Genomic DNA, 20,230 nt, shown 5'->3' on the forward strand with positions numbered 1-20,230 from the left:
CCAGTGCAGACGAGTCGTTAGTCCCGCGAGAAGTCGCTGAAATTGGCAGGCCCAGCCGGAACCAGCCCCGAGGTCGTTGGAATCCGTCCGTTTGGGGGGGGGGGGGCGCCGGTCGCGCGGCGGTCTCGAATACATGGGGCGGGTATCGGAACAAAGCGCAGCCGCATCCAGCCAAGCCGGTACACTGGCCACTCTTTTTGGCGCAGCGCCAGGCGATGGCTGAGCCGGTTGCGACGCAGCACATGACAAGTTGAGTTAAGCGATGAAAACGATGTTCGAAGGTGGTTGCACGGCAGCGATCAGTCCCGCGCAGGCAACTTGCGCATGACGGGCGAGCGCAGGGTTGCCGCGCATGCGGTGCAGGGCGCGTTGGCGCCGCATCCGCGGATCCGCAATGTCATTGCGGTGGGGTCGGGCAAGGGTGGGGTGGGCAAGTCCACCACCGCGGTGAATCTGGCGCTGGCGCTGCGTCAGCTGGGTGCGCGCGTGGGCGTACTGGACGCGGACATCTATGGGCCGAGCGTACCGGCGATGCTCGGCCTGAGCGGGCGGCCGGACAGCCCGGACAACAAGTCGATCGAGCCCTTGCGCGCGTTCGGAATCGAGGCGATGTCGATCGGCCTGCTGGTCGACCAGGACACGCCGATGATCTGGCGCGGGCCGATGGCGACCTCGGCATTGACCCAGCTGTTCAACGACACCCTGTGGGACGACCCGGATTACCTGCTGGTCGACCTGCCGCCAGGCACCGGCGATATCCAGCTGACCCTGTCGCAGAAGATCCCGGTGGCCGGTGCGGTCATCGTCACCACGCCGCAGGACATCGCCACGCTGGATGCGCGCAAGGCCTTGAAGATGTTCGAAAAGGTCGAGGTGCCGGTGCTCGGCATCGTCGAGAACATGGCGGTGCACAACTGCAGCCAGTGCGGCCACCGCGAGCACCTGTTCGGCGAAGGCGGCGGCGAGCGCATGGCCGCGCAGTACGGCGTGCCCTTGCTGGGGTCGTTGCCGCTGGCGATCGCGATCCGCGAGCAGGGCGATGCGGGCCAGCCGATCGTGGTGGCCGCGCCGGAGTCGGCGGCAGCGCAGGCCTATCTGGCCGCTGCCACGCGCCTGGCGGAGGAGCTGGGCAAGCGGCCGCGCGCCAGCATCCCGATTTCGGCTTCGCTGCTGTAGCGCGCAGGCCGGCGCTGGTGCCGGCCGCTTGCTAGAATTCGCTGCCTTTCGCGCGGGCCGCTCGGCCTGCCGCCTTCCGTCTTCAAGGAACACCGCATGAGTATCAAGAGCGACCGCTGGATCAAGCGCATGGCCGAACAGCACGCGATGATCGAGCCGTTCGAACCCGGCCAGATCAAGCACGATGCCGCCGGGCAGCGCATCGTCAGCTTCGGCACTTCCAGCTACGGGTACGACGTGCGCTGCTCGCGCGAGTTCAAGATCTTCACCAACATCAACTCGACCATCGTCGACCCGAAGCACTTCGATCCGGGCAGCTTTGTCGATATCGAATCGGATGTGTGCATCATCCCGCCCAACAGCTTCGCGCTGGCACGCACGGTGGAATACTTCCGCATCCCGCGTGACACCCTGGTGGTGTGCCTTGGCAAGAGCACCTACGCGCGCTGCGGCATCATCGTCAACGTGACCCCGCTGGAGCCGGAGTGGGAAGGCCACGTCACGCTTGAATTCAGCAACACCACGCCGCTGCCGGCGCGCATCTACGCCAACGAAGGCGTGGCGCAGATGCTGTTCTTCCAGTCCGACGAAGTGTGCGAGACCTCGTACAAGGACCGTGGCGGCAAGTACCAGGGCCAGACCGGCGTGACCCTGCCGCGCACCTGATGCAGTGGGGCGGCCGCGACCCTCAGCAGGGTGCAGTCGCCCGCTCGCGGTAGCGCAGCAGCTGGCGCACGCCGGCGGCGATCAGCAACAGCGGCCACCAGGTGGCGATCAGGTTGCCCACGTCCAGATGGGCCAGCCCCAGGTTGTCCAGCAGGAACAATGCGCCCAGGACGATCAGGAACAGGGCGGGAATCAGGCGATAGTTCATGGCGATGTCCTCGGTGGGTGTGAGGCCATGCTGCGCCGGATGCGCCCGTCGATCAGGTGCCGGAAGTCAACAATCGCGGATGACAGACGTCATGCGGGTAGGGGCATGCGGCAGCAATGCCATTGGCGGGGCTGATTGTGCTGCCGCGTCTGACCGGACGCTATCGACGCGCTAGCCTGCGCTGGTGGGCAGGCAGCGCCTCCGGTTTTGCAGCGCAATTGACAGCGCACCAGGCTTCGCCCGTACCCTCATCCGCCCCTTCGGGGCACCTTCTCCCGATGGGAGAAGGGATGTCGGCGCTCTGACCAGGCGCTGGGGCTGATCGACTGCTGGAATCGCTCCATTCCATATTCATGGGAGCTAACGCCGATCATGCGCACAGGCAATGGAGCCGCGCCTCAAGGCGCATTGCCGCATCCAATCAGTGACAGATCAGCAGCTACGGCCGATAGTTCGGGAATCAACAGCGCCAGAAGCGCGCTCTTACGAATCCCGAATCCCGATTCCCGGCTATTTGCCCCGCCCAAACAACATCCCCACACCGCAGGCGACCAACGCCGCCGGCCACCAGGTGGCGATCAACCTGCCAAGACTGACATTGGTCCAGCCCAGGTTATTGGCCAGGAACAGCAGGCCGACGAGGATCAGGATCAGCGCGGCGACGACATTGGATTTCATGCGGGCAGGTGGTTGTGAGACGGGCGCCTATCGTAGCCGCTGCGCCCACGCAGCGACATGCTGGTGCAGCGCATCGGCCTCGAAGCGTTGCGCGCTGCCGCTGCCCCAGACCGGGCCAGGCCAGGCCGCATCGCCCGGATGCCGGCCGACCAGATGCACGTGCAGCTGCCGCACGATATTGCCCAGCGCGCCGATATTGAGCTTGGCGACCCCGGGCTCGAGCCGCAGCAACTGCGAGAGCTGATTGATCTCGGCCAGCAATAGACGCTGCTGGCCGCCATCCAGATCGATCCACTCGCTGACATCGGCGACCCGCGGCACCAGCACCAGCCACGGGAAGCGGCTGTCGTCCATCAGCCGCACCTGCGACAGCGGTCCGTCGGCGACGAACACGCTGTCTGCGGCCAGCCGCGCATCGGGCTGGAAGCCGCTCGTTTCGGACATGCCTGCTGCAGTCCCGCTCATCCCAGATGCGCTTCGAAAAAGCCCAGCGTGCGCTGCAGTGCACGCTCGGCGCTGTCGGCGTCGTAATGCGTGGGATCGATGCTGCGGTTGAAGGCGTGGCCGGTCGGATACACGAAGGTTTCCATCTGCGGCAGCTTCTCGCGGTGGGCCTGGATCGCCTCGGGCGGAATGCTGGTGTCCTGCTCGCCGAAGTGGAACATCACCGGCGCCTTCGGCGTTTCGTCCAGCAGCTGGGTGTTGCGGCCGCCGTAGTAGCTCACCGAGGGCAGGCCCAGGCGGATCGCCGACAGCAGCGCCACCGAGCCGCCCCAGCAATAGCCCACGGTGCCGACCTTGCCGGCGCGGCCGAGCAGGGTGGCGGCGGATTTGACCACCTCCACCGCGCGCTCCAGGCCGACCGCATTGGCCAGTGCCAGGCCGCGCTGCAGGCTTTCCTGGTCGTAGGGCAGCTGCACGTCCTTCTCTTCCAGGTCGAAGAAGGCCGGCGCCAGCACTTCGTAGCCGCGTGCGGCGTAATCGTCGGCCACCGCGCGGATATGTTCGTTGACACCGAAGATCTCCTGGATCACCACCAGGCCGCCGCGCGGGCTGGAGGTCGGGGTGGCGTGCCAGGCGGCGACCTGGCCGTCGGGGGTGTCGAGCGTGGTCCAGTGACCCATGGGAACTCCTGCTGAGGTAGGGGGAAGGCGCGCATTATCGACCGGATCGGCGGCGCTGCAGGTGAGGGTCTCGCTAAGATGACCTTGCCCGCCCGCAGCGCGGTTCAGGGCGCTGCCCGCGCGCCGCTATAATCGCTGCACTTCAGGCCCCAGGCCGCTCCGTTCCCAGGCTCCTGCTTCCATGTCCCAGCTGAATCACAAAGTCGGCTTCGTCAGCCTTGGCTGTCCGAAGGCGCTCGTCGACTCCGAACGCATCCTCACCCAGTTGCGCGTGGAGGGCTACGACATCGTGCCCAGTTACGACGCTGCCGACGTGGTGGTGGTCAACACCTGCGGCTTCATCGACTCGGCGGTGACCGAGTCGCTGGATGCGATCGGCGAGGCGATGAACGCCAACGGCAAGGTGATCGTCACCGGCTGCCTGGGCAAGCGCCCGGAACAGATCCGCGAGGCCTACCCGCAGGTGCTGGCGGTGTCCGGCCCGCAGGACTACCAGAGCATGATGGAGGCGGTGCACGCCGCATTGCCGCCGCGCCACGACCCATTCGTGGATCTGGTGCCCGACTACGGCATCAAGCTGACCCCGCGGCATTACGCGTACCTGAAGATCTCCGAAGGCTGCAACCACCGTTGCAGCTTCTGCATCATTCCCTCGATGCGCGGCGATCTGGCCTCGCGTCCGGTTGATGAGGTGCTGCGCGAAGCCGAGCGGCTGGTCCGCGGCGGGGTCAAGGAACTGCTGGTGGTCTCGCAGGACACCTCGGCCTACGGCGTGGACCTGAAGTATGCCGAGCGTCCGTGGCGCGACCGCATGTACCAGACCCGCATGAAGGCGCTGTGCGAAGGCCTGTCGGAGCTGGGCGTGTGGACGCGGCTGCACTACGTGTATCCGTACCCGCACGTGGACGATGTGATTCCGTTGATGGCCGAAGGCAAGCTGCTGCCGTACCTGGACATCCCGTTCCAGCATGCCAGCCCGCGCATCCTCAAGCTGATGAAGCGGCCCGGTGCGGTGGAAAAAACCCTCGAGCGCGTGCAGCGCTGGAAGGCGATGTGCCCGGAGATCACGGTGCGCTCCACCTTCATCGTCGGTTTCCCCGGCGAAACCGATGCCGAATTCGAATCCATGCTCGAGTTCCTGGACCAGGCCCAGCTCGATCGCGTCGGCGCGTTTGCGTATTCGCCGGTGGACGGTGCCAGCGCCAACGCGTTGCCGGATCCGGTGCCGGAAGAGGTGAAGCAGGAGCGTCTGGCGCGCTTCATGGCCAGGCAGGCGGAGATTTCCGCCGCGCGGCTGGAGGCCAAGATCGGCAGCGTGCAGCAATGCCTGGTCGACCTGATTGAGGACGATATCGCGGTGGCGCGCTCACGCGCGGACGCACCGGAAATCGATGGCCTGGTGCATATCCAGAACGGCGGCGAGCGCGGCTTGAAGGTCGGCGACCTGGTCGATGTGGAAATCACCGACAGCGACGAGCACGATCTGTTCGGCGATGCATTGCCGGCCAATGTCGCAATCCAGCAGGGACGCGCGTTGAATCTGCAGATGGTGTAACTGGGCGCTGGTCGTAAACATCTGTCCGTAGGAGCGCGCTTGCGCGCGATGGGTCTTATCGATAACGCTCCATCGCGCACAAGTGCGCTCCTACACACAGGTCAGTAGATTGCGATCACTCGCCTACTGGCTGGCGTAATCCACCGACACCACCACGAAGGTGTGCTTGCCCGACGGCAACTGCGCTTCGAACTCGTCGTCCACGCGTTTTTTCAGCAGTGCGCGCGCCAAGGGCGAGTCGATGCTGATCCAGCCGCGTCCGGCGTCGGTTTCGTCCGGGCCGACGATACGGTAGTGCAGCAGCTCGCCGCTGTCGGCGTCCTCCAGTTCGACCCGTGCGCCGAAGAACACCGCGCGCGGATCGGTCGGTGCGGTATCCACCACGCGCAGCGCTTCCAGGCGTTTGCTGAGATAGCGCACACGCCGATCGATCTCGCCCAGCTGCTTCTTGCGATAGGTGTATTCGGCGTTCTCCGAGCGGTCGCCTTCTGCCGCGGCGGCGGCCAGCGCACGCACCACCTCCGGCCGACGTACGCGCCACAGCTCTTCCAGCTCGGCCTTGAGCCGGGCATGGCCGTCGGGCGTGATCAGTGCGGTGCTTTTTTCGGCGGGCGGGCGCCAGCGGCTCATGGGCGGTGTATCGGACAGCGGGGCCGCGATGCTAGCGCGCATGGCCGGCTTGCGCATCTGCCGTCGCACGGCGAAGCTTTGCGCTTTTTTGGACACGGACGTTGTCATGTTGCTGATGCCGCTGCACAAGCCCTGGTCGCGCCAGAACATTCCCTGGGTGACCCTGCTGCTGGTGTTGATCAATGGGGTGGTGTACCCGGGCTACCCTTCGGGGCGACCGTGTCATCGAGACGTGTCAGCGGCGGTCAAGCTGATCAACGCTTCCCACCAAAAATGCTGCCGAAGATGCCGCGCACGATCTGCTGGCCGATCTTGCTGCCGATGGTGCGCGAGGTCTGCTTTGCCATCGTTTCCAGCATGCCCTGACGGCGGCCGGTGCCGAACACGGCATCCTTGACGGCTTTTCCGAAACCGCTGTCCTGCGTTTCCTCGTCCTCGCGGGTGCGTGCCGGCGGTGCGGCGTTGTGTTCGGCGACCTGTTCGACCCGGCGCGCCAGCAGCTCGGCAGCCGATTCTCGGTTGATCGCGGTGTCGTAGCGGGTGCCGACCGGGCTGGCCGCGCGCACCTGTGCGCGTTCGGTCTCGCTGATGGCGCCCATGCGGCAGCGCGGCGGGGCGATGAGCGTTTGCTGCACCGGTGCCGGCACGCCCTTGCCTTGCAGCGGCGACACCAGCGCCTCGCCGGTGCCCAGGCTGGAGATCGCCGTGGCCACATCGAGCTTGGGATTGGCCACGAAGGTCTGCGCCGCGGTCCTGAGCGCCTTCTGGTCGCGCGGGGTGAACGCACGCAGGGCATGCTGCACGCGGTTGCCGAGCTGGCCGAGGATGTTGTCCGGAATGTCGTCGGGAAACTGCGAACAGAAATACACGCCCACGCCCTTGGAGCGGATCAGCCGAACGACCTGTTCGATCCGCTGCACCAGCGCGGCGGGCGCATCGTCGAACAGCAGATGCGCTTCGTCGAACACGAATACCAGCTTGGGGTGTTCCAGGTCGCCCACCTCGGGCAGAAGCTCGAACAGTTCCGAAAGCAGCCACAGCAGGAAGGTGGAATACAGCTTCGGCTTGAGCACCAGTTGATTGGCCGCCAGGATGCCGATCACACCACGGCCGTCCGCAGACACGCGCATCAGGTCGGCCAGCTCCAGCGCCGGCTCGCCGAAGAAGTGCTCGCCACCGTCCTGCGCCAGCCGCAGCAGGGCGCGCTGGATCGCGGCCACCGACTGGCTGGAGACCAGCCCGTAACTGGTGGACAGCTCCTTGCGTTCTTCCACCACCAATCCAAGCAGCGCGCGCAGGTCGTCCAGGTCCAGCAACAGCAGGCCGCGGTCGTCGGCCAGCTTGAACACGATGTCGAGCACGCCCGACTGGGTGTCGTTGAGTTCCAGAATGCGCGCCAGCAGGGCAGGGCCCATCTCGCTGACGGTGGTGCGCACCGGGTGGCCGAGCTGGCCGTACAGATCCCAGAGCACCACCGGGCTAGCGGCCGGTGCGTAGTCGGCGATGCCGATCTCTGTGGCGCGCTGCAGCACGCCGGCGGCGTCGTCGCCTGCCACCGCCAGGCCGGCGACATCGCCTTTCACGTCGGCCAGGAACACCGGGACACCCATGCGCGAGAAGCCTTCGGCCAGGGTCATCAGGGTCACGGTCTTGCCGGTACCGGTGGCGCCGGCCACCAGTCCGTGGCGATTGCCGAAGCGCCCTTCCAGCACGACCGGGATGTCGTCGGTGACGCCTTTGCCGAGCAGGAACGAGGCCATAGCGCAGATCCGGTGGGAAACGCCGGATTCTAGCGGGCAATCCGGCTGGGCGGACCGGGCGGGGCTTGGCCCCGGATTTCGACCGCGCTGTCTGGCTGCCAGCCGCCGACAGGCAGTGCAATGACGCAGCCTGCGCGCCAGTCGCTTGACGCACTTCCCCAAGGCATTCCAGGCGCGCTGCGCCACCGCCAAGCTAACGGCCCACTGACCCTGCCGGCCCCGCCGCCTTGCCCCGGTGTCGCCCCGGCGGCTACCCTGCCTGCCTTTCCGCTGTACTGCCTACGATGCCGCTCGCTCATTTTGGTTTGCGCCCATGGCCGGTTCTGGTCGTGGTGGCGCTGATGTCTGTCGTCCCCGCTGCCCACGCCGTTTCCAAACGCGACACGGAGAAGGCCGCCGTGCTCGATGCGCGCATGGCCGCCGCCGAAAAGCGTTACCGCGATGCGCTGGTGCTGGTGAACAACTCCGACCCCAAGGGCACCGCCGAAGGCGATGCCGCGCTGGAGGACATGGAAGACGTCATCGACGCCTGCATCAAGCAGCGCGGCTGCCTGGTCGCCAATCAGCTGGCCACCTACAAGCGCCTGCTGAAGGCGCGCGCCGATGCCGAAGCGCCGGCCGCCGAAGACCCGCAGGACGACGACACCCTGCTGCAGGCCGACCCGGACCACCTCGGCCCGGCGGCGAACGGCGTGCCCGAGGCGGCGCGTGCTGCCACGCTGCTCAACGACCAGCGCCACGATTTCGACAAGATGGTGCAGTACAACCCTGCCGTGCAGGCCGGCATCCGCCGCTGGCTGACCGACATGCGCCCGGCGCTGCTGACCAGCTACGAGAACTACAGCAACCTGCGCGGGGTGATGTGGCCGGAATGGCAGAAGCGCGGCCTGCCCGAGGCGCTGCTGTTCGGCATCATGGCCAAGGAATCCAACGGCAAGGTGCACGCCAGCTCGCGTGCGGGCGCGGCCGGGCTGATGCAGTTCATGCCGGCCACCGGGCGCCGTTTCGGGCTGGGCCCGGACGGCACCGGCTTCGACACGCGCTTCGATGCACGCAGCGCCGCCGAAGCCAGCGCCGCCTACCTCAACGAGCGCATGGCCGGGCTCAACCGCAACATCGAGCTGGCGCTGGCCGCCTACAACGGCGGCGAAGGCCGCGCCGCGCGCGTGTTCTCGCAGAGCGGCGGACGCGGGTTCTGGGAGCAGGACGTCTACAACCAGTTCCCGGCCGAAACCAAGGACTACGTGCCGATGGTGATCGCCGCGGCGTGGATCTTCCTGCACCCGCGCCAGTACGGTGTGGACTTCGCCAAGCTCGACGCGCAGCCGGCCACGCTGAAGCTGGCCAAGTCGACCACCATCTACGAACTCACCATCTGCCTGGGCAGCATGGGCACGCGCGATGGCTACATGCGTGCGCTGCGCAATCTCAACCCGCGCTACGACTCCGATGGCTGGATCCCGGCCGGCACCGTCATCAACGCCACCAACCGCATCGTTGGCCTGTACACGCGTTACTGCGTGAGCGGCCCGCGTGCGGATCTGGCACGCACCCTGATCACGGCCGATCTCAACAACGCCATCGTGCGCAGCAGCGCATCGCCCGAGTACACGCCAAGTGTGGCGGTCGGCGACGTGAGCCCGATGGCCGGCGTGCCGACCACCGTGGCCACCGGCCAGCCGGCGATCGCCAAGCCCAAGGCCAAGCAGGCGCGCAGCTACACCATCGCCAGGGGCGACACGCTCGGCCGCGTCGCGCAGAAGTACCAGTGCGAGCTCAAGGCGCTGGCCAAGGCCAATGGCCTGAAGGCGCCGTCGTATGCGCTCAAGCCAGGGCAGAGCATCAAGCTGGCTGGTTGCGATCGCTGAGCAGCGCTTGCAGTACCACGTTGGTTAGAGCATCGGCCAGCCGCGCCGGGCCGCGCTCCGTTAGAAGCGGTAGGCCGCCCCGTAGGAGCGGACCTGGCCGCGACAAAGCAGCCCCGGTAGCTCCAGCACAGGCAAGGCCGCTCCAGATCGGAGGCTGGGCGTGCCAAAGGCGCAAGCGCCCCCAGGCTCACTGCGACTGCCACGTCGCGGTCGGGCCCGCTCCTACAATCGCATCGTTCTTGTGGGAGCCGGAGTGGGCATCGGTGCTGTGGCGAGCGAGCCTGAGTGCGACGCCGCTGTCATGGCGGCGTTTCGTCGCGGACCCATGCTCCTGCATCGGAGTAGACCATCGAGCTGACCAGCGGAGATCGTCGGCTAGTGCAGGCGTACCGTATCAGTGCGCTGCGCCGTTGTAGGAGCGGACCTGGCCGCGACGAAGCAGCCCGGGTAGTTCCAACGTAGGCGAGGACGCGCTGCATCGAAAGCTGGGAGGGCGACATGCGCCTGCGCATTGAACGTCGTCGAGAAGGCCCTGTCGCGGTCAGGCCCGCTCCTACGACGGCGTCGCTGCGGCTGGCGCGCGGCGGTGATCAGCCCACCTGGCGACGTGCGAGCGCTTGCCCCAGGCGCACCGAGGTCTCCGCGGCAAGTCCGCCATCGAGCGTCGCGACACCTGGCGGCAGCAGCACGATCACGGTCGAGCCGTAATTGAAGCGCGCCATCTCCGCAAACCGCTCCAGCACGATGCCCTTGCCGCGATAGTCCTTGCGCGTGATGCGATCGCCGTAGCGCGGGATCTCCACGCCGCTCCACACCGTTTCCACCCCCGACACCAGCAGCGCGCCCACCATCACCGAGACCATCGGGCCGAAGTCGGTGTCGAAGTGGCAGACCAGGCGCTCGTTGCGCGCGAACAGCCGCGGTACGTTGCGCACCGCATCCGGGCCAACGCTGAACAGGCGGCCGGGCACGTGCACGGTCTCGCGCAAGGTGCCGGTCCACGGCATATGCACGCGGTGGTAGTCCTTGGGCGAGAGGTAGACGGTGGCGAACAGGCCGTCGTTGAACGGCAATGCCGCTTCGGCGTCGCCGAGCAATTCGGCGGCAGTGAACGACTGTCCCTTGGCCTGGAAAATGCGGCCGTTCTCGATCGGGCCGAGCTGGCTGATGCGGCCATCGGCGGGCATCAGCAGCGCCGCAGGATCGGGGTCGGGCACGCGTGCGCCCGGCTTCAGGGCGCGGGTGAAGAACGCATTGAAGGTGGGATAGGCGCGCGGGTCCGGTTCCAGTGCCTCGCCCAGGTCCACGCCGAACTTGCGCGTGACCGTGTCGATCAACCATTGCTTGGTGGACGGCGTATCGGAATAGGCCAGCGCGCGCGCCAGCGAGGACAGCAACCGGTGCGGCAGCACGTAGGTCAGGGAAGTGACGAGACTCACGGAGCGGTTACCTTGGTCAGTTGCTGGAGGTCGGCGGCGATCGCCCTGGGGTCGAGCGGGGGACGGATCAATCCGGCCAGGCGGCCCCGCGGGTCGAGCACGGCGATGCCGGCCGAGTGATCCATGCTGTAGTCGTTGGGATTGTCCGCAAAGCCCTTGCCCGGCACTTTCTGGAACACGAAGCCCAGCGCGGTGGCGAAGCGCTGCAGCGCCGGCACCTCGGCGGTGGCGGCCAGGGTGTCCTTGTGGAAGGCATGCGCGTATTCGCCCAGGCGGGCGGGCGGGTCGCGCTGCGGGTCCACCGACACGAACAGCACGCGCGGGCGCAGGCCATCGGGGATGCTTTCCCACTGCTGCTGCGCCACCGCCAGATCGGTCAGCGTGGTCGGGCAGACGTCCGGGCAGAACGTGAAGCCCAGGAACACCAGCGTCCAATGTCCCTTCAGCTCACCGGGGACCAGCTGGGTGCCGTCGGACTGGCGCAGGCTGAACTGCGGCAGCGTGCGTGGCTGCGGATAAAAGGTGATGGTGCTGGTGGGCGGCCAGGGCGAGCTGGGCGCGGCGCCGAGAAACTTCTGGCCCAGCAACAGCCCCAGGCCGGCGGCCAGCGCCACCAGCAGCACGATGCCGGTATTGCGATTGAACATGGCGGTTTCCACTGCAACGGACGCTCATGATACCGATCCGACCTCTATAATCGGGGGCCGATTCCTCTTTAGTTGTTGCCATGACTGCCGCCGCGGCCGACGAACTGCACACCATCATCGACCTGATCCGCTACGGCACCAGCCGTTTCAATGCAGCCGGTCTGACCTTCGGCCATAGCTACGACAACGCGCTGGACGAAGCCACCCAGCTGGTCCTGCACAGCCTGCATCTGCCGCACGATCTGGGCCCGGCCTACGGCCAGGCGCGTTTGCTGCGCTCGGAAAAAGAGCAGGTGCTGGGCTTGTTCGAGCGCCGCATCAGCGAGCGTGTGCCGGCGGCGTACCTGACCGGCGAGGCCTGGTTCGCCGGGCTGAGTTTCAAGAGCGATGCGCGCGCGCTGGTGCCGCGTTCGCCGATCGCTGAATTGATCGAAGCCGGCTTCGAGCCCTGGCTGGGCGGCCGCGAAGTCACCTGCGCGCTGGACCTGTGCACCGGTTCGGGCTGCATCGCGATCGCCATGGGCCACTACAACCCGCAGTGGGACGTGGACGGCGTGGACATCAGCGACGATGCGCTGGCACTGGCCGCCGAAAACAAGGCGCGCCTGCACGCCGACAACGTCACCCTGCTCAAGTCGGACCTGTTCGCCGGGCTGGGTGGCCGCCGGTACGACCTGATCGTCACCAATCCGCCGTACGTCACCAACGACGAAACCGACGCGCTGCCGCAGGAATATTCCTACGAGCCGGAGCTGGGTCTGCGTGCGGGCGACGACGGCCTGGATCTGGTGCTGAAGATCCTGCGCGATGCGCCGCAGCACCTCAGCGAAGACGGTCTGCTGATCTGCGAAGTGGGCGAGTCCGAGCAGCACCTGATCAAGCTGCTGCCGGAAGTGGATCTGGCCTGGGTCGAGTTCAAGGTCGGGCAGATGGGCATCTTCGCGGTCGAATGCCGCGAGCTGATCGCGCACGGCGCACGCATCGCCGAGCTGGCCGCGCAGCGATGAGCCTGCGCGCATGAGTGCCAATTCGTTCGGCAAGCTGTTCACTGTCACCACCTTCGGCGAGTCGCATGGGCCGGCGATCGGCTGCGTGGTCGATGGCTGCCCTCCCGGCCTGGAGATCGCGCCGGAAGACTTCACCCACGATCTGCAGCGGCGTGCATCCGGCAAGAGCCGGCACACCTCGGCACGCCGCGAGGCCGACGAGATCGAGATCCTGTCCGGCGTTTATGAAGGCCGCACCACCGGCACGCCGATCGGCCTGCTGATCCGCAACACCGATCAGCGCAGCAAGGACTACAGCAACATCGCCCAGCAGTTCCGCCCCGGGCACGCCGACTACACCTATTGGCAGAAGTACGGCATCCGCGATCCGCGCGGCGGCGGGCGTTCGTCCGCGCGCGAGACCACCATGCGCGTGGCCGCCGGGGTGATCGCCAAGAAGTGGCTCAAGCAGCGCTACGGCGTGCTGGTGCGCGGATTTCTGTCGCAGCTGGGCGAGATCCGCCCCACCGGTTTCGACTGGAATGCGGTCGAGGACAATCCGTTTTTCTGGCCGCATGCCGAGCAGGTGCCGGAGCTGGAGACCTACATGGACGCGCTGCGCAAGTCCGGCGACTCGGTCGGCGCGCGCGTGGACGTGGTGGCCGGCGGCGTGCCGGCGGGCTGGGGCGAGCCGATCTACGGCAAGCTCGATGCCGAACTGGCCGCCGCCTTGATGAGCATCAATGCGGTCAAGGGCGTGGAAATCGGCGACGGCTTCGCCAGCGCCGCGCAGAAGGGCACCGAACACCGCGACCTGATCACCCCGGAAGGCTTTCTCAGCAATCATGCCGGCGGCATCCTGGGCGGCATTTCCACCGGCCAGGCGATCACCGCCTCGATGGTGCTCAAGCCGACCTCCAGCCTGCGCCTGCCCGGCGCGAGCGTGGATGCGGACGGCGCGGTGGTCGATGTGATCACCACCGGCCGCCACGACCCGTGCGTGGGCATCCGCGCCACCCCGATCGCCGAGGCGATGATGGCGCTGGTGTTGATGGACCAGGCCTTGCGTCATCGCGCCCAGTGCGGCGATGTCGGCGAGGTGGCGCCACGTATTCCCGGTCAGGCCGATGTCTGAGTCGCGTCGCGCCAGGGTGTGGGTCAGCCAGCCGTTGTTCGACGATGTCGTCGCGCAGCTGGGCGAGCATTTCGAGCTGACCACCACCGCGCGCGTCAGCGCGTATTCGCCGGCCGAGCTGGCTGCGCGGCTGGCATCGCTGGACGGTGCGCTGATCACCCTCAACGAGCGTATCGGCGCGGCGGAAATCGCCTCCGCGCCGCAGCTGCGCGCGATCGCCAACGTCGGCGTGGGCTACAACAACCTGGATCTGGACGCGCTCAGCGCTGCCGGCATCCTGGCCAGCAACACCCCGGATGTACTGACCGAGACCACCGCCGATCTCGGCTTTGCCTTGCTGATGGCCACCGCGCGCCGCATCACCGAAGCCGAGCGCTGGCTGCGCGACGGGCAGTGGGGGCAGTGGTCGTTCAAGACCATGCTCGGCGCCGATCTCCACGGCAGCACGCTGGGCATCCTGGGCATGGGCCGGATCGGGCAGGGCATCGCCCGCCGCGGCGCGCATGGCTTCGGCATGCGCGTGCTGTATCACAACCGCAGCCAGCTGCCGGCCACCACCGAACAGGCGCTCGGCGCGCAGTACGTGGACCTCGATACGTTGCTGGCGCAGTCCGATCACCTGGTGCTGGTGCTGCCGTACACCAGGGACTCGCACCACATCATCGATGCCGCGGCGCTGGGCAGGATGCGCCCCACCGCCACGCTGGTGAATATCGCGCGCGGCGGCCTGGTCGATGAAATCGCGCTGGCCGATGCGCTTGCCAACGGGCGTCTGGCCGGTGCCGGCCTGGATGTCTACGAAGGCGAGCCGTTCGTCCGTCCCGAGCTGCTGGCCCTGCGCAACGTCGTGCTCACCCCGCATATCGGCAGCGCCAGCCTGGCCACGCGCCGCGCGATGGTGCAGCTGGCGGTGGACAACCTGATCGCCGCGCTGGGCAAAGGCGCCAATGCCGGCCATCCGCCGAGCGCGCTGAATGCCGATGCGGTGGCTGCTGCCAAACAGGGCGGCGCGCGCGCTGGCGAAGCGACCAGCACCGGCACCGGCACCGGCAAAACCATCACGACCAAACGATAGGGAACCTCCGCGGCCAGCTTTGGAGGTTCCCCGAACCCACTGCGCAAGCGCGTTCCCCCTCTTTTCTTATTCGATAAAGACAATCTCATGAGCAACGAAAACCGTCGTTTCAACGTCGCGGTCGTGGGCGCCACCGGCGCTGTCGGCGAGACCATGCTGAGCATCCTGGCCGAGCGCAACTTCCCGGTCGCCACCCTGTACGCGCTGGCCTCGGCGCGCTCGGCCGGCGGGCAGGTGGAGTTCAATGGCGGCAAGGTCGATGTGCTGGACCTGGCCGACTTCGATCCCACCGGCGTGGACATCGCGCTGTTCTCCGCAGGCGGCAGCGTGTCCAAGGAGTACGGCCCCAAGTTCGCCGCCGCCGGCGCGGTGGTGATCGATAATTCCTCCGCGTTCCGCTACGACGACGACGTGCCGCTGGTGGTGTCGGAGGTCAACCCCGAAGCGCTGAAGCAGCGCCCGCGCGGCATCGTCGCCAACCCCAATTGCTCGACCATGCAGATGCTGGTCGCGCTCGGCCCGATCCACCGCACCTACGGCATCGAGCGCATCAATGTGGCGACCTACCAGTCGGTCTCCGGCGGCGGGCGTTCGGCGATGGAAGAGCTGGGCAAGCAGACCAGCGAGCTGCTGAGCTTCCAGCAGATCGACCCGCAGCGGTTCCCGGTGCAGATCGCCTTCAACCTGATTCCGCACATCGACGACTTCCAGGACAACGGCTACACCAAGGAAGAGATGAAGCTGGTCTGGGAAACCCGCAAGATCCTGGGCGACGACTCCATCCAGGTGAATCCCACCGCAGTGCGCGTGCCGGTGTTCTACGGTCACTCCGAAGCGGTGGCGATCGAAACCCGCCACAAGATCAGCGTCGAAGACGCGCGCGCGCTGCTGGCCGCATCGCCCGGCGTGGAAGTGGTGGACGAGCGCAAGCCCGGCGGCTACCCGACGCCGGTCACGCATGCCTCCGGCAAGGACGCGGTGTTCGTCGGCCGTATCCGTGAGGACCTGTCGCATCCGCGCGGCCTGAATCTGTGGATCGTCTCGGACAACATCCGCAAGGGCGCCGCGCTCAACGCCGTGCAGCTGGCCGAGCTGGTCGCACAGGAAGGCTGAGCGCGGTAGGAGCGCGCTGGCGCGCGATGGAGCCTTCCCTGTGATGCCTCATCGCGCGCAAGCGCGCTCCTACCAATGCGCTGCCGATGAGCTGCAGGATTTCGCATCGCGGCATCGCGGCATCGCAGCGGCAGCTGCGCTCTGCGGCGGGTCGCCGACTTTTTCGCTCATGCAGCGGCTATATTGATGCCCATGAAACATAGGGGCGGGGGCGCGATGCGTCCGATACAAGGGATAGGTGCGCTGCTGCTGATGGCCTGCAGCGGCGCTGCCATGGCGTTGGGCTTGGGCGATATCCGGGTGCTGTCCAGGCCCGGGCAGCCGTTGGTGGCCGAGATTCCGGTCATCTCCAACGAGCCGGGCGAACTCGACAACGCACGCGTGGCGCTGGCATCGGCCACCACGTTTGCACGGGTCGGCCTGGAACGCCCGCAAGGCCTGGTCAGCAACCTGCAATTCCAGTTCGCGCAGGACGTGCGCGGGCGTGCGGTGATCCGCGTGACCAGCAGCCAGGCGGTGGAGCAGCCGGCGATCAACTTCCTGATCGAGGTGGAGTGGGGCCAGGGCCGGCTGGTGCGCGAATATTCCGCACTGGTCGATGCGCCCAATACCGCCGCAGCGATCGCCGAGCCGGCTATCGAGGCGCCGCGCGCCGGGGCCAGCAACGCTATCGTGCGCGCGGCGGCCGCCGGGCCCGCTGCCGCTGCCGAACGCGCCGGGCAGGCCGCCGACGCGGCGGCGCCCGGTGCACGTTCCAGCATGCGCGCTGCCGCGCCGGTGCCGGCTGGCGATGCGCTGCCGGCGGTGCGCTCGGGCCAGACCTTGTCGGAGATCGCTGCCGCGGTGGCCCGTTCCAGCGGGCATTCGCTCGACCAGACCATGCTGGCGCTGCTGCGTACCAACCCGGACGCCTTCATCGGCGGCAACATCAATCGGTTGAAGCAGGGCGCAGTGCTGCGCACCCCGCAGGAGGATGCGCTGGCGCAGGTCGGCGCCGCCGAAGCGGCGGTGATGGTGCGCGAGCAGGCCGCGCAGTGGCGTCAGGCGCGCTCGGCGATTCCGCAGCCGGCCGAGGCCGGTGCTGCCGCCGCAACGCCCACGCCCGCCGCCGCAGCAGCGGCGTCGGCAGGTGCCGGCGCGCGGCTCGAGATCGCCCCTGCGGTGGCGAGTCAAACCAACACCGCCGGCGCCACGTCCGGCACCAGTGCCGAAGGCGAGGGCGACATGGCGGCCAATCAACAGTTGCAACAGGCCAGGGAAGACATCGCCACCCGCGATGCGGAATTGCAGGATCTGCGCACCCGCGTGGCCGATCTGGAAAAGCTCAAGCAGCAACAGCAAGCCTTGATCGCGATGAAGGACACCGACCTGGCGGCCGCGCAGAAGCGGCTGTCGGAGACGCCGGCTGCGGCACCGCAGGGCAGCGGGTTCCCGCTGTGGCTGATCGGTGGCCTGGTGTTGATCGTCGCGGCGGTCGTCGCCTGGCTGGCGGCACGCCGGCGCAAACCCTCGCCGCTGCCGCCGTTGCCGCGGCGTCCGTTCGACTTCGTGCCTGCCGGTGCTGCGGCAGACGCCGCCGCGCCGCTGGACGATGCGCAGGCCACCGTGCCCAGCGAGCACGATGTGCTGCACGACCCCGAATTCGAGCAGGCCGACCTGCGCGAAGACGAACGCGCCCGCCAGACCCAGCAACCGCTGTCCGATGTGCTGCGCCGCGAGCCGCTGCCGTCCGAGCCTGCCGCCGCGCCGCCGGTGCTCGCCAGCGAGGACTGGCGCTCGTTGCGCGCAACGCCGCCAGCGCCTCCGGTAGCGCATCCGGCGTTCGTCGCGCCCGAGGACGCGGTGCCGGAGCAACCGGGGTCCGCGCACGCGCAGCCGGAAGACGGCGCGCCGCCGCACGTCGACGTCGCGCACGCCAGCAACGATCTTCCGCCGGGCGTGCCGTTTGCATCGGTCGCCACGCAGGACCGCCTGGATATCGATCCGGCACCCATCGCGCCGGCCGCTGCACCCAGCGCGGTGAACAGCAGGGAGTTCGCCTCGGCAGGGCGCGATCGTCTGGAGCTGGCCGTGGCCTACATGGACCTTGGCGACAGCGACACCGCACGCGGCCTGTTGCTGGAAGTCGCGGCAACCGGCGACGCGGCCAGCCGCGCCGAGGCCGCCGAACTGCTGGAACGCCTGGCATGAGCCCGGCGCTGGACAGCACGGCCGCCGCACGCGAGCGCCGCATCGATTACGTGGAATTCGCCTCGCTCGACCTGGAGGCCAGCCGCGCCTTTTTCGAAGCCGTGTTCGGCTGGCAGTTTCAGGCCTATGGCCCGGATTATCTGGCCTTCAACGACGGTCGTCTGGACGGCGGTTTCTATCACGCCACTGCGGCAGCGCCGGCAGACGCCGGCCCGCTGGTGGTGCTGTATGCCGACGCGCTGGAGTCCATGGCCGAGCGCGTTCGCGCGGCCGGTGGCGAGATCGTCAAGCCGGTATTCCGCTTTCCCGGCGGCAGCCGCTTTCATTTCCGCGAGCCGGGCGGTAACACGCTGGCAGTGTGGTCCGAGCGCGCGGTCGGCTAGTCCGCGCGCTCCATCGATTCGATAACAGGCAGGTTCCGATGCGTTACGCGCTGGGCGTGGAGTACGACGGCAGCGAGTTCCAGGGCTGGCAGCAGTTGGGGGAACATGGCGGGCCGAGCGTCCAGGCCAGCCTGCAGGCGGCGCTGTCCTCGGTGGCCGATGCCCCGGTGCAGGTGGTATGCGCAGGCCGCACCGATGCCGGCGTGCATGGCGAATGCCAGGTGGTGCATTTCGACAGCGATGCGCGCCGCGAGCCGCGTGGCTGGATGCTGGGCACCACCGCGCGCCTGCCGCCCTCGATCGCGGTGCGCTGGTGCGTGCCGGCCGCCGCCGACTTCCATGCGCGGTTTTCCGCGCGCGCACGCCGCTATCGGTATCGCCTGCTCAACCGGCAGATACGCCCGGCGCTGTATCGCCAGACCTTGAGCTGGGAACGGCGCCCGCTGGATGCCGATGCCATGCATGCGGCCGCGCAGGCCTTGCTGGGCGAGAACGATTTCAGCGCATTCCGCAGCGTGCAGTGCCAGGCCCTGCATGCACGCCGCAACCTGCAGGCCATCAGCGTGCAACGCATCGGCGAGGTGGTGGAGGTGCAGGTCCAGGCCAATGCATTCCTTCATCACATGGTGCGGAATATTGTTGGCTCGCTGATCCTGGTCGGAACCGGAGAACAACCGGGCGACTGGATCGCGACGTTGCTGGCCGGCCGCGACCGCACGGTGGCCGGGCCGACAGCGCCGCCACAGGGCCTGGTCTTCATCGGGCCGCTGTATCCCGCAGAGTGGCATCTGCCCGCTGAGGTAACCCAATGAATCGATCGCTGTACCGCACCCGTATCAAGTTCTGTGGCATGACCCGCGCCGGCGATATTCGACTGGCCGGCGAGCTGGGTGTGGACGCGGTAGGTTTCATCTTTGCGCATGGCAGCCCGCGCCGCGTGGCGCCAGCCGAAGCGCGCGCAATGCGCCAGGCCACCGCGCCGATGGTCGATGTGGTGGCGTTGTTCCGCAACAACTCCAAGGAAGAAGTGCGCGAGGTGGTGCGCACCGTACGTCCGACCTTGCTGCAGTTCCATGGCGAGGAAGACGACGCCTTCTGCCGCAGCTTCAACCTGCCGTATCTCAAGGCGGTGCCGATGGGCAGCGGCGGGATGAACGGCGAGGACGCCAACGCGCGGACCCTGCAGCTCGCCTTTCCCAATACCGCCGGTTTCCTGTTCGACAGCCATGCACCCGGCGCAGGCGGCGGCACCGGCAAGACCTTCGATTGGTCGCGCCTGCCGACCGGCCTGCATCGCCCGTTTCTGCTGGCCGGCGGCATCACCGCCGACAACGTGTTCGATGCGATCGTGGCAACGCTGCCATGGGGCGTGGATGTGTCCAGCGGCGTGGAGCTGGCGCCCGGGATCAAGGACGGCCACATGATGCGCAAGTTCGTCGAAGAAGTGCGTCGGGCCGATTGTCACGAGATGGGGTGAGTTGGGGATTCGGGAATCGGGATTGGGGATTGGGGATTGGGGAATCGGAATAGGCAGTCTGCTTCGTTGTTTTGATTGCCCTAGATCTTTCGCCTCTCCCACGATCGATTGTTCGGTCGC

Annotated in this window: 20 protein-coding genes; 12 read left to right on the top strand and 8 right to left on the bottom strand. The window is 67.5% G+C overall.

From position 1 onward, the window contains the following. The first annotated feature begins 324 nt into the window (after positions 1-324). Both apbC and dcd read left to right on the top strand, forming a co-directional pair. Complete coding sequence (apbC, locus tag XarbCFBP7408_RS06875) at positions 325-1,176, top strand: iron-sulfur cluster carrier protein ApbC (protein WP_104562378.1); 852 nt, start codon at positions 325-327, stop codon at positions 1,174-1,176. Between the two features lie 96 nt (positions 1,177-1,272). Next, on the top strand, positions 1,273-1,842 hold the full coding sequence (gene dcd / locus XarbCFBP7408_RS06885) for a dCTP deaminase (RefSeq protein WP_010366727.1): 570 nt from the start codon (positions 1,273-1,275) through the stop codon (positions 1,840-1,842). A gap of 22 nt (positions 1,843-1,864) precedes the next feature. On the opposite strand, the gene XarbCFBP7408_RS06890 is transcribed toward dcd, so the two are convergent. The 4 genes from XarbCFBP7408_RS06890 to XarbCFBP7408_RS06905 form a co-directional block, all read right to left on the bottom strand. Continuing rightward, positions 1,865-2,050 carry a LiaF transmembrane domain-containing protein gene (locus XarbCFBP7408_RS06890; RefSeq protein WP_104562319.1) on the bottom strand — a complete coding sequence of 62 codons (186 nt, stop codon included), beginning with the start codon at positions 2,048-2,050 and terminating at the stop codon, positions 1,865-1,867. A gap of 510 nt (positions 2,051-2,560) precedes the next feature. Then, a complete protein-coding gene (locus XarbCFBP7408_RS06895; RefSeq protein ID WP_006452352.1) occupies positions 2,561-2,728 on the bottom strand; it encodes a LiaI-LiaF-like domain-containing protein in 168 nt (55 codons plus the stop codon). Positions 2,729-2,755: 27 nt separating this feature from the next. Further along, positions 2,756-3,193, bottom strand: a complete 438-nt coding sequence (locus XarbCFBP7408_RS06900) for an HIT family protein (protein WP_104562320.1) — start codon at positions 3,191-3,193, stop codon at positions 2,756-2,758. After that, complete coding sequence (locus XarbCFBP7408_RS06905; protein WP_047128956.1) at positions 3,190-3,852, bottom strand: dienelactone hydrolase family protein; 663 nt, start codon at positions 3,850-3,852, stop codon at positions 3,190-3,192. Before XarbCFBP7408_RS06905 ends, XarbCFBP7408_RS06900 begins: the two co-directional genes overlap by 4 nt. A 181-nt stretch (positions 3,853-4,033) precedes the next feature. Between XarbCFBP7408_RS06905 and rimO the strand changes: the two genes are divergently transcribed. Further along, positions 4,034-5,407, top strand: a complete 1,374-nt coding sequence (gene rimO / locus XarbCFBP7408_RS06910) for a 30S ribosomal protein S12 methylthiotransferase RimO (RefSeq protein ID WP_104562321.1) — start codon at positions 4,034-4,036, stop codon at positions 5,405-5,407. Between the two features lie 123 nt (positions 5,408-5,530). Here rimO and greB read toward each other — a convergent pair whose 3' ends face one another. Both greB and XarbCFBP7408_RS06920 read right to left on the bottom strand, forming a co-directional pair. Continuing rightward, positions 5,531-6,037 (bottom strand): transcription elongation factor GreB, encoded by a 507-nt coding sequence (gene greB, locus XarbCFBP7408_RS06915; RefSeq protein ID WP_104562379.1) that lies wholly within the window; start codon positions 6,035-6,037, stop codon positions 5,531-5,533. 254 nt (positions 6,038-6,291) lie between these two features. Beyond that, the gene (locus XarbCFBP7408_RS06920; RefSeq protein WP_104562322.1) at positions 6,292-7,797 is read right to left on the bottom strand and encodes a helicase HerA-like domain-containing protein; all 1,506 of its coding nucleotides are present in this window, start codon (positions 7,795-7,797) and stop codon (positions 6,292-6,294) included. 284 nt (positions 7,798-8,081) lie between these two features. On the opposite strand from XarbCFBP7408_RS06920, the gene XarbCFBP7408_RS06930 reads away from it, so the two are divergent. Further along, positions 8,082-9,665 (top strand): transglycosylase SLT domain-containing protein, encoded by a 1,584-nt coding sequence (locus tag XarbCFBP7408_RS06930; RefSeq protein WP_181106722.1) that lies wholly within the window; start codon positions 8,082-8,084, stop codon positions 9,663-9,665. Positions 9,666-10,255: 590 nt separating this feature from the next. Here XarbCFBP7408_RS06930 and asd read toward each other — a convergent pair. Together asd and XarbCFBP7408_RS06940 are read right to left on the bottom strand one after the other, a co-directional pair. Continuing rightward, a complete protein-coding gene (asd, locus tag XarbCFBP7408_RS06935) occupies positions 10,256-11,104 on the bottom strand; it encodes an archaetidylserine decarboxylase (RefSeq protein ID WP_104562324.1) in 849 nt (282 codons plus the stop codon). Further along, entirely contained in the window at positions 11,101-11,751 is a 651-nt protein-coding gene (locus tag XarbCFBP7408_RS06940; protein ID WP_104562381.1) for an SCO family protein, read from the bottom strand. Before XarbCFBP7408_RS06940 ends, asd begins: the two co-directional genes overlap by 4 nt. 80 nt (positions 11,752-11,831) lie before the next feature. Between XarbCFBP7408_RS06940 and prmB the strand changes: the two genes are divergently transcribed. The 8 genes from prmB to XarbCFBP7408_RS06980 all read left to right on the top strand — a co-directional run bounded on the left by prmB (position 11,832) and on the right by XarbCFBP7408_RS06980 (position 20,110). Then, the gene (gene prmB, locus XarbCFBP7408_RS06945) at positions 11,832-12,758 is read left to right on the top strand and encodes a 50S ribosomal protein L3 N(5)-glutamine methyltransferase (protein WP_104562325.1); all 927 of its coding nucleotides are present in this window, start codon (positions 11,832-11,834) and stop codon (positions 12,756-12,758) included. 10 nt (positions 12,759-12,768) lie between these two features. Then, positions 12,769-13,872 carry a chorismate synthase gene (aroC, locus tag XarbCFBP7408_RS06950; RefSeq protein ID WP_104562326.1) on the top strand — a complete coding sequence of 368 codons (1,104 nt, stop codon included), beginning with the start codon at positions 12,769-12,771 and terminating at the stop codon, positions 13,870-13,872. Continuing rightward, positions 13,865-14,947 carry a 2-hydroxyacid dehydrogenase gene (locus tag XarbCFBP7408_RS06955; protein WP_104562327.1) on the top strand — a complete coding sequence of 361 codons (1,083 nt, stop codon included), beginning with the start codon at positions 13,865-13,867 and terminating at the stop codon, positions 14,945-14,947. The genes aroC and XarbCFBP7408_RS06955 overlap by 8 nt, the downstream gene beginning before the upstream one ends. A gap of 87 nt (positions 14,948-15,034) precedes the next feature. After that, the gene (locus tag XarbCFBP7408_RS06960; protein WP_104562328.1) at positions 15,035-16,060 is read left to right on the top strand and encodes an aspartate-semialdehyde dehydrogenase; all 1,026 of its coding nucleotides are present in this window, start codon (positions 15,035-15,037) and stop codon (positions 16,058-16,060) included. Positions 16,061-16,276: 216 nt separating this feature from the next. Beyond that, positions 16,277-18,250 (top strand): FimV/HubP family polar landmark protein, encoded by a 1,974-nt coding sequence (locus tag XarbCFBP7408_RS06965; protein WP_181106724.1) that lies wholly within the window; start codon positions 16,277-16,279, stop codon positions 18,248-18,250. Further along, positions 18,247-18,633, top strand: a complete 387-nt coding sequence (locus tag XarbCFBP7408_RS06970; protein ID WP_104562330.1) for a VOC family protein — start codon at positions 18,247-18,249, stop codon at positions 18,631-18,633. Before XarbCFBP7408_RS06965 ends, XarbCFBP7408_RS06970 begins: the two co-directional genes overlap by 4 nt. 38 nt (positions 18,634-18,671) lie before the next feature. Next, complete coding sequence (gene truA, locus XarbCFBP7408_RS06975) at positions 18,672-19,445, top strand: tRNA pseudouridine(38-40) synthase TruA (protein WP_104562331.1); 774 nt, start codon at positions 18,672-18,674, stop codon at positions 19,443-19,445. Beyond that, complete coding sequence (locus tag XarbCFBP7408_RS06980) at positions 19,442-20,110, top strand: phosphoribosylanthranilate isomerase (RefSeq protein WP_016903693.1); 669 nt, start codon at positions 19,442-19,444, stop codon at positions 20,108-20,110. Before truA ends, XarbCFBP7408_RS06980 begins: the two co-directional genes overlap by 4 nt. Positions 20,111-20,230: the final 120 nt, after the last annotated feature.

Origin of the sequence: Xanthomonas arboricola pv. guizotiae (assembly GCF_002940205.1) — a bacterium.
In the GTDB taxonomy this organism is placed as follows: Bacteria; Pseudomonadota; Gammaproteobacteria; order Xanthomonadales; family Xanthomonadaceae; genus Xanthomonas; species Xanthomonas arboricola_C.

What these genes read in the sequence shown, in the direction of transcription:
- XarbCFBP7408_RS06905 (WP_047128956.1), bottom strand. Translation starts at nt 3,852, where the DNA reads ATGGGTCACTGGACCACGCTCGACACCCCCGACGGCCAGGTCGCCGCC.
- greB (WP_104562379.1), bottom strand. Translation starts at nt 6,037, where the DNA reads ATGAGCCGCTGGCGCCCGCCCGCCGAAAAAAGCACCGCACTGATCACG.
- aroC (WP_104562326.1), top strand. Translation starts at nt 12,769, where the DNA reads ATGAGTGCCAATTCGTTCGGCAAGCTGTTCACTGTCACCACCTTCGGC.
- truA (WP_104562331.1), top strand. Translation starts at nt 18,672, where the DNA reads ATGCGTTACGCGCTGGGCGTGGAGTACGACGGCAGCGAGTTCCAGGGC.
- XarbCFBP7408_RS06930 (WP_181106722.1), top strand. Translation starts at nt 8,082, where the DNA reads ATGCCGCTCGCTCATTTTGGTTTGCGCCCATGGCCGGTTCTGGTCGTG.
- dcd (WP_010366727.1), top strand. Translation starts at nt 1,273, where the DNA reads ATGAGTATCAAGAGCGACCGCTGGATCAAGCGCATGGCCGAACAGCAC.
- XarbCFBP7408_RS06940 (WP_104562381.1), bottom strand. Translation starts at nt 11,751, where the DNA reads ATGTTCAATCGCAATACCGGCATCGTGCTGCTGGTGGCGCTGGCCGCC.
- XarbCFBP7408_RS06955 (WP_104562327.1), top strand. Translation starts at nt 13,865, where the DNA reads ATGTCTGAGTCGCGTCGCGCCAGGGTGTGGGTCAGCCAGCCGTTGTTC.
- apbC (WP_104562378.1), top strand. Translation starts at nt 325, where the DNA reads ATGACGGGCGAGCGCAGGGTTGCCGCGCATGCGGTGCAGGGCGCGTTG.
- XarbCFBP7408_RS06890 (WP_104562319.1), bottom strand. Translation starts at nt 2,050, where the DNA reads ATGAACTATCGCCTGATTCCCGCCCTGTTCCTGATCGTCCTGGGCGCA.
- rimO (WP_104562321.1), top strand. Translation starts at nt 4,034, where the DNA reads ATGTCCCAGCTGAATCACAAAGTCGGCTTCGTCAGCCTTGGCTGTCCG.
- XarbCFBP7408_RS06895 (WP_006452352.1), bottom strand. Translation starts at nt 2,728, where the DNA reads ATGAAATCCAATGTCGTCGCCGCGCTGATCCTGATCCTCGTCGGCCTG.
- prmB (WP_104562325.1), top strand. Translation starts at nt 11,832, where the DNA reads ATGACTGCCGCCGCGGCCGACGAACTGCACACCATCATCGACCTGATC.
- XarbCFBP7408_RS06920 (WP_104562322.1), bottom strand. Translation starts at nt 7,797, where the DNA reads ATGGCCTCGTTCCTGCTCGGCAAAGGCGTCACCGACGACATCCCGGTC.
- XarbCFBP7408_RS06900 (WP_104562320.1), bottom strand. Translation starts at nt 3,193, where the DNA reads ATGAGCGGGACTGCAGCAGGCATGTCCGAAACGAGCGGCTTCCAGCCC.
- XarbCFBP7408_RS06980 (WP_016903693.1), top strand. Translation starts at nt 19,442, where the DNA reads ATGAATCGATCGCTGTACCGCACCCGTATCAAGTTCTGTGGCATGACC.
- XarbCFBP7408_RS06960 (WP_104562328.1), top strand. Translation starts at nt 15,035, where the DNA reads ATGAGCAACGAAAACCGTCGTTTCAACGTCGCGGTCGTGGGCGCCACC.
- XarbCFBP7408_RS06970 (WP_104562330.1), top strand. Translation starts at nt 18,247, where the DNA reads ATGAGCCCGGCGCTGGACAGCACGGCCGCCGCACGCGAGCGCCGCATC.
- XarbCFBP7408_RS06965 (WP_181106724.1), top strand. Translation starts at nt 16,277, where the DNA reads ATGCGTCCGATACAAGGGATAGGTGCGCTGCTGCTGATGGCCTGCAGC.